Source organism: Flavobacterium sp. CFS9 (genome assembly GCF_041154745.1).
GTDB lineage: Bacteria > Bacteroidota > Bacteroidia > Flavobacteriales > Flavobacteriaceae > Flavobacterium.
Map to the genome: position 1 here is coordinate 1,669,000 of NZ_AP031573.1, position 13,462 is coordinate 1,682,461.

Genomic DNA, 13,462 nt, shown 5'->3' on the forward strand with positions numbered 1-13,462 from the left:
CGTTATCAGCTTGAATAATGGTGAATTTACTTCTAACATCTCTTTAATTACTTATTACCGAAATAAATGTTGATATAATATTTTGGTCTAAACTCTGGTGTGATTTGTAAATTCTTGTTTCCAGTCATAATTCTAACATGATTCGGAGACTGGGGGTTAGGACTTGGCGTTAAAATACTTTTAGGAACAATTAATTCTATGAAAGCTCCCGTACTCTTAGCGTCAAAAATTCTTTGATTCCCATTAAAATTAATAGTATTTTCAAAATCTACACCATAATCGCTAAAACCTGAATATCTAGAAGGAGTCATTTGATTCGAACTTCTGATCTTATTCATGTTTTCTACACTAGTATGGTGTCTGACTTTTACCATTTCAGAATCAATTGTTCTTAAATCATTCCCATTAAAAGGATTGACCTTATTTTTAACAGAATTAGCATAGGCACCTCCCGCCCCACTTATTGCTCCTGTTACAAGTCCCGTAGTAAGCCCTTGACCTGCTGCATTAAGCGCACTATTGAAATTGGCACCACTAATCAATGCCATGCCAAAACTCATAACCCCACCCGTAGCTCCACTACTGAGAGAACCAATAATTGTACCTTGTAAAAGAGGACTGGTTACTTTAATTCCATTTACAACAACTCCTCCAAGCGCTCCGCTTGCCCATTGCCCTAGTTGTCCTCCAACCAAACCTGTAACTGCCCCTGTAACAATGCCCTTTACAGGATCTCCACCAGATAGCCAAGCATTAGTTCCTCCTACAATTGCTCCACCTGCAACCCGCTGTGCGAAGTCTCCCGACTTCGTCCCCGTTCCTATACGCCGTTACAACGTTTTTTGGCAGTTGCATAGTCACCGATAACCCTTGAAACAAATACAATTATCAAGACATTCATGGAAAAAGTCAGGAGACTTTCATCATATTTGACGGCTTTCAACAACTTTTAAAAATCCGCAAAGTCTTGAGACTTTGCGGAGCAGGGTAATTATCATTATAACATTAGTAATCGTTATCAAATTACTTGTTTGTGTAAAAGATAACATTGTGTATACTGGTATTTCGGGTACAGCATTCTTTTTTGAGCTTTTTAAATAAAAATAATAATAAATAAATTTATAAATTTTCATTGTCTCAATCTTTAAACATTTTGCTTCCATACCCCCTCACTGGCGCGAGCGTCCCGTTCGTCGACATAATGAAAATCAATCCGTTCTCTTTACTAACCATCAACTCCTCACCTTTATACATCTTTATTTTTCCCATCGCAGGAACTAACTTTATATGCATTCATGAGCGGGACGCTCGCGCCAGCAGGGGGGATTAAAAATCCCTTTTCCGGTAACATCAGGTCCTACTGAAACTAATGATTTTAAACCATATATTTCGCTTACTTTAGTTAATGCACTATGACCTATTGCATCAGACTTTTGTTGTTTGATTATATTTACCGCTAATCGTTGCAGTGCTAAAAACGTAGCAATGTTATAAAACACAAAAAACCTCGCAAATCCTGCGATTTTTTTTATGTTTTACTACTTTACCAATCGGGTTTCGTAATTCTAATATAATTAGGAATATCCTCTTTTATGAAAAATGATTTTATTTCAGCATCAGGATTGTAATATTTCTTAATTGAAATTAAAGTGTCATTTTTAATTAAAATAGTTTCGCTGGTTAATTCAGAAGCATTTGCATTGCTATTATAAAATTGAATAACAAAGTTTTTCTCATCTAGATTATAATACCCCATATGACCTTTTTTAGCATCTAGGATATTTCCTGTTTTTAAATTTACATTTCTATCATAAAATTCTGCAATTCTACCGTTTGAATAAAATTTATAATATCTAGGAATTCCCGAACCACTTATGTTTATTCTTTCGTCCTTAATAAATCTATAGATGACAGTAGTATCTATTATTGTATAAGCTAGATTGTTTGTATTAGGCTTGATAGTGAATTTTGACAATCCAACTCTATAATATCCATATTCATTGTATCTCATACATGAACTAAAACATAAAATCACAAAAATAATAGTTAAAAATCTTACCATGATGTAAAGCCATTAGAAGTTCTGTACTGACTATATCCTTTCCAATCCCAAGATTGATTTTGAAATCCTTGGTCATGAATCATCCCATGAATCACTCTGTCTTGGATTGCGTGCCGAACATGTTCACTGTTTACTCCAACTCTGTAACTACCATATCCGACAGTTAAAGCACCTAGCCTATATTTTGTTCCTCTTTCATCAACATTACCATAGGTATATTTGCGACCATAACCATCAATACTTCTGTTTTCAGGCGACTTCCCTTCTGGAATATTCTCTCTTTTCCCTGTAAATAAATTGAATCCAGCGGTAAATTTTCCAACGGATAAATTCAAAGCGGCGGTTCTGTAACTATCTCCAGCATCACCAAAACCTTTCTTTAAGACAGGTCCGCCATCATTTTCATACATCGCTCTAAAATCTCCAAAATGCAGTCCTACCACTCCGGTTCTCTGTGCAAAATCTCCTCCCCAAATATTACTGCCCAACGAAACTCCGTTTTTTCCATCATCATAACTAGCCAATATAGATTTGCGTATTTCCATACCGTTTTTGCCTAATCCGTTATAATTGCTATTACTCATAATTCCTACTCCTGCCGAGAAACTAAAATTACCACTGCTGTAAGTTACACTTAAACTAGCTCCAATACCCATAGTATTACCAAAAGCAATACTTGGGGAAATACTAAAACTCCAATCCCCAACCTGTACGCCATAAGAAGGCATCATTCCTCCAATAAATGCAGAAGCAACTACATTGCCCATACTAACCCCCACAACGCTCATAGGTGCAATTCCTCCTGTAATACCACCAATAACCGCTCCTCCCAAAACAGCCATTCCAAATTGTCCTATATTCCAATTTCCTGTTTGAATAGCTTTCGCAGTATACGCAACACCTCCACTTATTGCACCAACCATAGCTCCTATCACTATAGGAACCCATATAAACTCACCACTAGGATCTGTATACTTTAATGGATTATTCCAGCAATATCCATATCTATTATAATTTTGTGTATTAAAAGGATCCTGCACAAAATTATCCGGTTGTAGAAAACGATGCAGTTTAGGATCATAAATACGACCATTCATGTTGATAAGCCCTACACTCTGTAAATGTTCGTGGCCTGTGTAACCTCTGTCTAAAACAGTCAATCCTGTGAGTACATTGCCTGACCCATCCTGTACACTTACAATAGCTCCCCAGGCATCAAACAAACGTTTTTCAACAACATTACCTGTCTGATTGACGATCCCTACTATTGAACCCTGGTAATCTCTTTGCAAATATAAGTAATCCTGCGCTGTACCATTGCTTTTTAATACAATCGGTGCAGAGTACCCATCTCCACCTATGTAGGTAATAAACTCATAAGCACTCGTTGTTTTGTTAAACTTAATTTCCATACTACCGTCTTCAGAATAGTATTTTTGCAAAGGTCTGTCTAATTTCTCATCCTGCAAACCTCCATAAAACATCGCAGTACGACTGTCATTATCATTGTAAGTAAAACTTACTTTGTCGATATCCTTTTCCTCAATCTGTACCGGACTGTTAAATACATTATAGCTTATAATTTGTCTCGGTTTTGCAGTATAATATGTTAATGCTTCAGGAGTAACAGCTATTGCATTATTCTGATAAGGTTTATCTTTTGAGTAGCTATAAGTCCCTAAATTATTTTCGGTAATCCTTCCCTGATCGTCATACAATTGTTTTTCCTGTACGCCCTGACCGTTCGTATATTCAGTTAATCGGTCTTGTGCATCGTATTTGAAACTTTCATTTCGACCAAACTGACTATTACTCCTACTGATCAGGTTACCTCTTTTAGCATCAAAAAGAGTATTTAAAGTTAAAATATTTGAAGATCCTGATGTTTTATCGTATTTAAATTGAGAAGCGAAACCATAAGTATCATAAATATTATTTATCGTTGTTGGTCCATTTTGCGCATTTACGAGTTGACCTCTCTCATTTACTGTATTGGTTTGCCATAAAACAGCACTGGTGTCATTGTCCAGAATTTGCCAATGCGATCCATTTTTATATGTGTTTTTAATTGTTTTCGAACTTGATTTCCCTCCTGCTCTTGCAATAGAGATTTCTGTAGATACTCTTCCAAACTCATCATACCCAAATTCTTTTGTAAATTCAGCGTACGGTGTTTTTTCCACTGTTTGGTGGATTCTTTTTGAATCATCATAAACAATTGTTTTAGAAATAGAAGTCGATCCATTTTTAAAATCTTTAAACTCACTACCTAACAATAATTTACTCGAAGAATCATAGTCATACGTTGTTATGGACTTCGTATTTGTCCCATCAACTGTCTTTTGCGTTACTTTCCCAAAATCATTTATTACGTAAGCAGTCGTTCCGTTAGGTGTGGTCTCACTTACAGTTTCTCCAAACGCATTATAAGCATAAGTAAAGGTACCCGCAGATGGATCCTTTAATTCTGTCTTTCTTCCCCATCCATCCTGTTTAATCGTAGTTTTTACTCCATCATAATCTGATTCTTTTAGATTTCCATTCGCAAAATAAGTGTATTTAACCGTTCCACCTGGTGTATCTGTCATCGATACCACATTGCCCATTGCATTTTTTGTTGTAGCTTTTGATTTTGTTCCGTCGCTTACTGTCGATGTACGTCCTGAATAAACTATATCTGTAGTTTTTCCGGTAAAGGCTATACTCTGAAAAACTCTTCCGTAAATATCGTATTTCGTTTCGTTCCATTGAGTTCCCGTTAACCCAAAATAAGGCTCACTCACTTTATAGTTTCGATCATGGATATCATACAAATAATCAACATAAGCGAGAGTCCCCATAACATTTTTACTTCCCGACCTTACTTTTCTGCCTAAATCATCAAATGTTTGCTCACTAACACTTCCATCATCAGCAGTCGATGTAACAATAGTTTTTGAACCGGAACGGGAATACAGATAACTAGTCTTTTTCCCCAGATAATCCGTAGTTGTTGTCTTTTTGGACCAGGAATCATACAAATAAGATGTTTTTAACCCATAAGGATTTGTTTCAGATTCTAATGTCCCGTCGGTATTATAAACAAAAGTTGTCGACAGCTTTTCAATATCCGTGCTTCGCGTTAAAAACCTTCCTGATGGATCATATCCATAACTGGTGACTCTAGCCGGAAGTCCAGATGCAGTAATTGTTTTTTGAATAATATTACCAAAAGTATCATGTTGATTATCTTCAACGATATAATCTGTATTAGTTCCTTTTTTCTTAATCTGGGTTAATAAACCATTTTGGTAGTAATACAATTCTTCACTAGTCATAGTATCCCCGGAAACGGCTATACTCTCATTTTTACCTGAAGGTCTACCAACCACATAAGGAGACACGGTAGAAGGAACATAAGTAACACTTGAGATGGTCGTTTGAACTGTGCTTCCGGATTCTTTTAAAAGCGCAGTAGATTTTAACGGATTATTGTTAGTATCATACTCTACAAAAGTCTCTGAACCAGTATCCTCTAAAACATTAAACTGTTTCGTTTTAATGTTTTTAATCTTGAAAACCTTATTTGCTAACAATTCACTTTCATAAGCTAGCAGTGATTTAGTTATAAAACTAACAGGTGTGTTAATTGATGTTCCAGCGTTACCATCTTCGTTTATTTTTGCTGAAAATGTATGACCTGTTTCCGGTTTTATCCAGGTATCCGGCTTTAATACAATACTTTGTGTAGCCACCAGATTATCTGTTTTTACTACCGTGTAATTTTTATCTTTGACAATTGTACTCGAAATACTTACTGCATTAGGATTTGGTAGTAGAGGAGAATGTAAACCTAATACTGTATAATTCTCTACGTTTGCTCCTCTCAAACTTATATCATTCTTAGATAAACTGGAAATGATTGACTCCTCCTTATCATACCAATTAGTTTTAACCGTTGATCTAAAACCCAAGAATCCCAAACCTTCTACATTTGAAACTGCACCTGAGTAAAAATAACGCTGCTTTTTGTAAACATCCTTACTTTGCTTTTCAAGCATTGATACAACTCTAAAACTTGGTGCAACAATAATATCTACATTTGGAAAAGTTTCAGTAAAGATAGTAGGTACATAAAGCGGCTCATACTGATCCTGTTGTAAAGAATTATAAGTAACAGTTTCTTTAACACCATTTCCTGTAGTTATACTATTCAATAATACTTCCTTACTAAAATCATTCTTTGAGTCGAATGAATATAACTGACTATTGCTGATTACACCTACCGATAAGTACTGGTTATTTGTTTTAGGAGACAAAAACACAGGTAAAGGATAACTTCTTATAGCTTTCAGTGGCGTCGTATCATAAGTCACAGATGGTAAAAAAGAATCATTTGCATTCTTAAAAACATCAATATAAACTCTCCCGCCATCAAACACTCTTCCAAATGCGGTCGTAAATTGTACTATATCAGTCTTTCCGTCAGCGTTAATATCCAAAGGAATAAAATTACGTGTGGTAACCCCATCACGATCAGAACTAGAACCTCTATTCACAAATGCATATGTCTCAGTAGTTTTCACAAAACCGATTCCTGTTGACAAAAATTTCACATATTCATTTGCATTAAGACCTGTACTTTTTGCAATGATAAAATCCATTTTACCATCTCCATTATAGTCTCCGGATAATATTGCCTGAGAAATTTTGATATCCTGATCTAGTGTTTTCCACAAAAACTCCAGTTGATTATCATTATTTAGAGTATAAACGTAAACTTTACCATTCTTAAAATGAAGTATGTCCGTCTTTCCATCACCATTAACATCAAAAGTTTCAATTCTACTATCAGTACTTAAAAAATACTCTTGTAATGTACCAGCATAATTTACAAAATTTGACGTTTTTCTTCTATCTAAATCTACAAAGTAAAATTGACTGGGTGAATTTGTCGAATAGATAAACTGATCTGGTCCACCGTATGGATCAGGTTCACAAAAAAGTTCTTGTATGTCCTGATCGAGTGCCATTACATCTGTTAACCCATCTCCATTAAAATCCCCACTGAAAAAAAATTTTGCGCCACCCTGACTAGATGATTCAGTACAATTTTGTATCCATCTTTCAGGAAATACAGCCTGTTTGGTATAATCTGGAAGCACCTTATTTGAGTACTTATAATAAGTTTTAAAATTTATTGCATTATGATTTGCTTCGTCACCCTGAGATATAGTGACACCCTGATAATGATACTTCTTATTATCACTAGTCAATCCATTTGACGGAAAAATCGTTCCAAAATATCCAGAATCTACCTTGATAGTAGATATAGAAGAATTATTATCAATACCTGTAAACATCCAGAATTCTTTCTGCATATTTACCCCAACAGTTGTAGAATACAAAACAAAATCCATTTTTGCATCACCATCAAAATCTCCCGATACCGTAGCCGAATTATTGGAATTTATCTCCCCTAAGACTAATGGAGAAACTGTAGGTTTTGCATCTATTGTTGTACCAATTTCACCGTATTCAAATACTGTTGGATTTAAACTTTTTGAATTGTCTCCACTTTTTTCAGTAATTCGCTTTAACTGATCATAATCTAGTGATGTTGAAAAATAATCCAAAGAATAATTCCTAAAACCTATGCCATTACCAATTACATTTATACTTGATATTTTCTTAGTTCTTCTTAAGTTTTGCCCTGCAATATATACCTGTTCCGGTCTAGTTTTTAAATCATAATTGAAATTAATTGCATTAATTGGAGTAGTCGTAGATAAAGTACCATATTTTATAGATGCTATTTCCAATACATTGTTTTCAAGAAGATAACTGTAACTTATTCTTACGTTTTGCTCATTCTCCCAATATGTTATTGCCCAATCAGTAATAGAGCGAGAATCACTGGAATTTCCATAAAATGCTTTTGATCCATCGGGATGCTCCACTCTAAAATATGCCGGGCCATAATTGGCTCCGTTTGGATGAACTCCATACGAGGTAATTTTAACATTTGAAAAATTCTCCGTTTCATATATTGCGCCATCTCCGCCATAAGTCCCGCTCTTCAAAATTAGACGTTGCCCATTATAGGCAAATCTATCGTAACTATCAAAATCTACCGGATCGATAATATTATCATGAAATTTAGTTGACGGAATTCTGCTAATAATAGATACTCCAGAAATGTTCCAACCATAACCCGCTGCACCATTCCCGCCTTGACTATTGTACGTCAAACTTATTTGTGGCACGACCCCATTAATACCAGGAGGAACTGCTATTGGAACTGTATAATTTGCTGCTCCGGATAAAGAAACAGATAATTCTCCTTCAGTGATTCCTACTTCTGTCGAATAACCTGTTGATCCCGTTTGTCCAAAAATAAATAAACCCATGAATGAAAATGCAAGGGCAAAATAAAACTTCTTCATGTAAAATTTATTGTTTGATAATTTTAATCGATTTCTCTCCTCCGTCTTTATAAGAAAGCAGAACAAGATAAACACCACCCGGGTAATTCTGAAAAGGAATATTTAAACTATTCCTTCTTTCATTTCCTCCGTAAGTCTGTAGTAGCTGTCCCACCGTATTATATACCTGAACGGAAGTGACATAATTTTCCTCTCCTAATTGCCATTGCAAATACAGTTCTTCTTTAACGGGATTTGGATAATAAGAGATCACATCTTCAGGGGAAAACTTTAATAAATCATCCTCAGTTAAAGCTTCAATTTCTTTAACTTCTTCTACCTTTTTAGCGGATTGAGAACAACCTGACAAACAAAGTTCTCTTACAATTTGATTGCCTGCCGCATCATAATTAAAAGTAATTTTTTGCTGTGCAGAGGCTAATAAGCAAAATTGAAAACTAATAAAAAGTAATATTTTTTTCATATAATCGTTTTTGACGAATTTTTTGCAAATATAAACCCGCAACCACCCTCCTACAAAAATTAACCAAAAAAAATGCGAGACCTAAGCCTCGCATTTTTAAATACTTATATATTTTAAAGAATATTTTTTATTCTACTGTAACCGATTTCGCCAAATTCCGTGGCTGATCAACATTACAACCTCTCATTACTGCAATGTAGTAAGATAGTAATTGTAACGGTATAGTTGTAATCAATGGTGACAATGCATCTGAAGTTTCAGGGATTTCGATCACATAATCCGCTAATTCGCGAACTTGCGTATCTCCTTTGGTAACTACCGCGATGATTTTACCACTTCTGGATTTGATTTCCTGAATGTTACTTACAATTTTATCATAATGCCCTTGTTTAGGTGCAATAACGATAACCGGCATATGCTCATCAATCAAAGCAATTGGTCCGTGTTTCATCTCAGCAGCAGGATAACCTTCAGCATGGATGTACGAGATCTCTTTAAGCTTCAATGCTCCTTCCAATGCTACAGGGAAATTGTAACCACGTCCTAAGTACAAACAATTTGGCGCATCTTTAAATGCTGCCGCAATTTCTTTTGCTCTGTCGTTCGTTTCTAATGCTTCTGCAACTTTTTCAGGGATGATTTCTAATTCTTGTAAGTAGGTATGGAAATCAGTATTTGACAAGGTTCCTTTGGCTTTACCTAATCGCAATGCAATCATGGTTAAAACTGTAATTTGAGTTGTAAAGGCTTTTGTCGATGCTACTCCAATTTCTGGTCCCGCATGCGTATAAGCACCGGCATGACTTTCTCTTGAAATAGAAGAACCTACGACATTACAAACTCCAAAAACAAACGCTCCGTTTTCTTTCGCCAACTTAATAGCCGCCATCGTATCTGCCGTTTCTCCTGATTGAGAAATCGCAATTACAACATCGTCTTTGTTGATGATTGGATTACGGTATCTGAATTCTGATGCGTATTCTACTTCAACCGGAATACGTGTGAATTCTTCAAAGATGTATTCAGCAACTAAACCGGCATGCCATGAAGTACCACAAGCAACGATTAAAATACGTTTTGCGTTTAAGAATTTCTCTAAATTATCTTCAACACCAGCCATTTGAACAATTCCTTCATTTGCATGAAGTCTTCCTCTGTACGTGTCTTTTATAACGCTTGGCTGCTCGTAGATTTCTTTCAACATGAAATGATCATAACCTCCTTTTTCAATTTGCTCCAAGTTCATTTGAAGCTGCTGAATGTAAGGATCTACTAATGAATCATCTTTAATTTTTCTAACTTTTAGCGGTTTGTGCAATCTAATGTTTGCCATTTCACCATCTTCAAGATAGATCGCGTTTGAAGTGTACTCAATAAACGGTGAAGCATCAGAGGCAATAAAATACTCTCCTTCTCCAACACCAATTGCCAATGGACTACCCAATCTGGCTGCTACAATTTCATTTGGGTTCTTTTTATCAAAAACAGCAATTGCGTAAGCTCCTACCACCTGATTTAAGGCAATCTGAACCGCTTTACCCAATTTCAATCCTTCGTTTTTCTGAACTTCTTCAATTAAGTTCACTAAAACTTCGGTATCTGTATCTGATTTAAAAGTATAACCTCTCTTTATCAATTCTTCTTTAAGTGGCGCATAATTCTCAATAATTCCATTATGAATTATAACCAGCTCTCCTGAATTAGAAAGATGCGGGTGTGAATTTACATCATTTGGAACTCCATGAGTTGCCCAACGTGTATGTCCAATTCCTATGCTTCCGGCTGTGTCTAAGCTTTCTTTAACTTTAACCTCAAGATCCGAAACCTTCCCTTTTGTTTTACAAAGTTTTATCCCTGATTCAGCGTCATACAACATAACACCGGCACTGTCATATCCTCTGTACTCGAGTCGCTTTAATCCTTTGACTACAATAGGATAAGCCTCTCGATGACCGATATATCCAACAATTCCACACATATATTAATTATTAATTTGGTTTCGTGTAGTAAACTTCAAGCTGCAATTTCTTCCCTGTTGGAATAGTTGTACTTGAAGTGCCTCCAAATAATACCGTCCCTAATGGACTAATAACTGAGGCTCTAGGTACCTCTGAGATAACGCTGTTTTTTAGTTTTAATTTGTTAGAAGCTATTGTGCTTGCATCACCTGTCACCACCAAACCTAACTTTACGTTTTTCACAGTTGCATTCTTAATCATATTACGAATATGATTGGTTAATCTAATTTTATAGGTAGTACCTCTTTTGGTCGTAGGATCTACATTAATAATCCCACTATATATTGCCTTATTCACTAACGGATTAGAGGAAGAAGTCGGATCATTTACGTAGTCTACGATAGGCACATTATCATCCAGATTATACAAATAAATTCGTTTAGGCTCGTAAGTACCGGTCATTTTATCACTATCGATAGAAAAAACTAAATTAGCTTCATTCACTAACCACTTTTTTGTTCTGATTTCATCCAGTTTAGCACCAAAACCATTCAGTTCCAGTACTGCTAACGATCCTTGTCCTCCTTTTAAATAAAGCCTGTCGTCTCCTGTCGTTTTATTCGGATTTGCTATCGCACTGGCATAAGCAGGGTCTTTTCCTTCTTTAAGCAAACTTGCCGAAGCACCTGTTAGCTTAATAACTAAGGTCTTATCCTCCATTGTAGCATCGGGATCTGTTGTTATAGCCGTCTTAGCCTTGTATTTAATCGTAATTTTACCATTTGTTGCAAAATTCAGCAAAGCCATATTAGCCGGACTACTTCCTGAACGCTCTACTTTAAAATACAACCCTCTAAAATACTCCTGAAAAACATCGGCAGAAGCCAATTTAGCAGCCGGAGCTTTAAGAATTTTATCTAAAAAGAAAGCTTTATTCAGATTCAGGCGCATTTCAGGCGCAACTTTAGTACTCGTTTCTTTACCTGTTGCAGGGTCTGTAGTTACATCCGTTATCTCGCTTGCATTGAAGAAGAACTCCTCATTTTGTGCTACGTTAGGGTCATCATTTAAAGGCTTCCCGGTAGCAACATAAGGTTTTTTAGATTTATCAAAATTGATATAACTGTCTACACCTGTATCTGTATCCATGTCTGTATTATACAACTGCGCAAATTGTGCCCCTCCGTCAAAATAAGAACTACGCATTTGAACGCCTGATTCATAAACCCCTAATTTAATTTTACCATTAGAGGCTCCATAAATAGAATCCAGTACAAAAGTTCGGCTTCCGTCACTGTTTGCCGTTTTTACATGATTAAAATAAGGAACACTAAGCACCACACTTACAATTTCCGGTGCATCACCAATAGTAGGTGCATACGTGTCTAAACTAACCTGAGTCACAAAACTGGCGGTCGAACTGCCAAAAACTGCATTATCGTAAATACCTAAACCATAATTTACCGATCCGTTTGACTGGATTGGGGTTACTTCCTGATTATAAGCTAAAACTTCATATTTTTCAGATTCCAGACCAAAGTGATCATCTCCGATCAAGCCATCACCAATCGCATTAAAATCTTTATCGCAAGAATATAAAAGGACAACTGTTGCAACTAATAGTATTTTCTTAATAAAAGAAGTATTGTACATGTGTAATAATAAAGTTAAAATTTAAAGACCCATCGTTTTGTAGAAATTTGTATACGCATCAGCGAATGCATCTTTCGTGGCGAAAGGTAAAAAAGGTTTTCCTGAAGATTCTATAAATTTTGTTAAACTTGGAGATACATGTTCAGAAGCTATAATTACAGCATCAGAATGCAATATACTGGCTTTTAAGATATTTTCGTAGTTAGGTGTTTCCAGATCAGCAACTGATTCATGTGGAACCCCGTCAAATTTCACTTTATTAATCATTTCCAAATCCAGATTTTCATCAAAAGATTGTCCGTAAACCGACGTTACGATCTTGGTTTCAGAAAATAAAGCTTCATTTTTATAATAGTGCTTCATGTAAATAGGCAACATCGAAGCCAACCAACCGTGAACATGGATGATATCCGGAACCCAGTTTAGTTTTTTTACAGTTTCAACAACTCCTTTTGCAAAAAAGATAGCTCTTTCATCATTATCAGGATACAAAACCCCGTCTTCATCAGCAAAAGTTGCTTTACGTTTAAAATATTCATCATTATCAATAAAGTAAACCTGAATTCTTTCTTTCGGAATAGAAGCAACTTTAATAATCAATGGCATATCTAAGTCATTCACTACCAAGTTCATTCCTGAAAGTCTAATTACTTCGTGTAACTGGTGTCTTCTCTCATTAATATTTCCATATCTTGGCATGAAAATTCTAATCTGACCTCCTTGATCGTTAATCATTTTGGGAACGTCATAAGACATTAAAGAAACCTCATTTTCAGCCAGATAAGGCACGACTTCAGATGATACATATAATATCCTCTTATCTTTCATAATAGTATTTTACTTAATTTTTGGTAATAAAAACGTTGCAAAATTACAAAATTTTATGCAGTTATTAACTAAT

7 protein-coding genes are annotated in these 13,462 nt (G+C 35.6%); all 7 read right to left on the reverse strand.

The window, feature by feature from the left end:
- Nucleotides 1-47 precede the first annotated feature (47 nt).
- Complete coding sequence (locus ACAM30_RS07395) at nt 48-695, reverse strand: hypothetical protein (protein WP_369617906.1); 648 nt, start codon at nt 693-695, stop codon at nt 48-50.
- 848 nt (nt 696-1,543) lie between these two features.
- Complete coding sequence (locus ACAM30_RS07400) at nt 1,544-2,062, reverse strand: hypothetical protein (RefSeq protein ID WP_369617907.1); 519 nt, start codon at nt 2,060-2,062, stop codon at nt 1,544-1,546.
- Complete coding sequence (locus ACAM30_RS07405; protein WP_369617908.1) at nt 2,056-8,487, reverse strand: polymorphic toxin type 23 domain-containing protein; 6,432 nt, start codon at nt 8,485-8,487, stop codon at nt 2,056-2,058. Before ACAM30_RS07405 ends, ACAM30_RS07400 begins: the two co-directional genes overlap by 7 nt.
- 7 nt (nt 8,488-8,494) lie before the next feature.
- Nucleotides 8,495-8,950, reverse strand: coding sequence for a T9SS type A sorting domain-containing protein (locus ACAM30_RS07410; RefSeq protein ID WP_369617909.1), 456 nt, complete (start codon nt 8,948-8,950; stop codon nt 8,495-8,497).
- 127 nt (nt 8,951-9,077) lie between these two features.
- Nucleotides 9,078-10,928: a glutamine--fructose-6-phosphate transaminase (isomerizing) gene (gene glmS, locus ACAM30_RS07415; RefSeq protein WP_369617910.1), complete on the reverse strand. Its 1,851-nt coding sequence runs from the start codon at nt 10,926-10,928 to the stop codon at nt 9,078-9,080.
- Between the two features lie 10 nt (nt 10,929-10,938).
- Nucleotides 10,939-12,561: a DUF4270 domain-containing protein gene (locus tag ACAM30_RS07420; RefSeq protein ID WP_369617911.1), complete on the reverse strand. Its 1,623-nt coding sequence runs from the start codon at nt 12,559-12,561 to the stop codon at nt 10,939-10,941.
- A 21-nt stretch (nt 12,562-12,582) separates the two neighbouring features.
- Entirely contained in the window at nt 12,583-13,389 is an 807-nt protein-coding gene (locus tag ACAM30_RS07425; protein WP_369617912.1) for a glycogen/starch synthase, read from the reverse strand.
- Between the last annotated feature and the right edge of the window lie 73 nt (nt 13,390-13,462).